Source organism: Salinimicrobium oceani (genome assembly GCF_012037645.1).
The window spans coordinates 1-651 of record NZ_JAAVJR010000180.1; the positions used below are offsets into that span (position 1 = coordinate 1).

Genomic DNA, 651 nt, shown 5'->3' on the forward strand with positions numbered 1-651 from the left:
CCTGAAGCTTCAGAAAAGAGGTTGATCTCTTCGGGGATATTATCCTGAAGATCCAATTGCACTACCTTTACGAGCCTGCCCTGTAGGTTATAGATAAATACCTCTGTCCCATCTGAAGTTTCGCCCGAAATAATTTTATAGGTTCCGTCTGAAACTGTAGGATAAACAGTAATCGTATTATCTTCTATGACCATTTCTCCTCTTTCTTCGGCCTCTTCTACGGCAGTTTTAAACCTTCCGGAGAACATTCCGCGGCCATAGGAAGCAGCGTACACTACATTATTCCCCTTTTTAAGATCCAGATCGGTAACTTTTACGTCACTCATTCCGTTATAGGATTGTTGCCAAACAGGGGAGTTGGAGCTAAAATTTTCTGTAGCCCAAATTCCGAGTTCTGTCCCTATGATCACTTCTTCTTTATTCAATGGATTGGCAAGAATGCTAAGCACAGGAAGATCGGGTAGATTTCCCTCTTTACTCACCCAGGTAGGATTGGCTGCATTTGCATTCGAAGTGTACCACACATTTCTTACTCCGTAATTATAGAAGGTCACCAACAATTCATCCTCGCTACTGCCAAATTCAATATCCGAAATACTTCCCAGAAACTGGCTTCCGGTAAGATTCGTCCAGGTGGCATTTGCAGGTTCC

1 protein-coding gene is annotated in these 651 nt (G+C 43.0%); it reads right to left on the minus strand.

Features of this window, described 5'->3' with window-relative positions; all coding sequences use genetic code 11:
• A partial coding sequence (locus HC175_RS16130) for a T9SS type A sorting domain-containing protein (protein ID WP_168139425.1) occupies positions 1-651 on the minus strand: 651 nt, incomplete at both ends.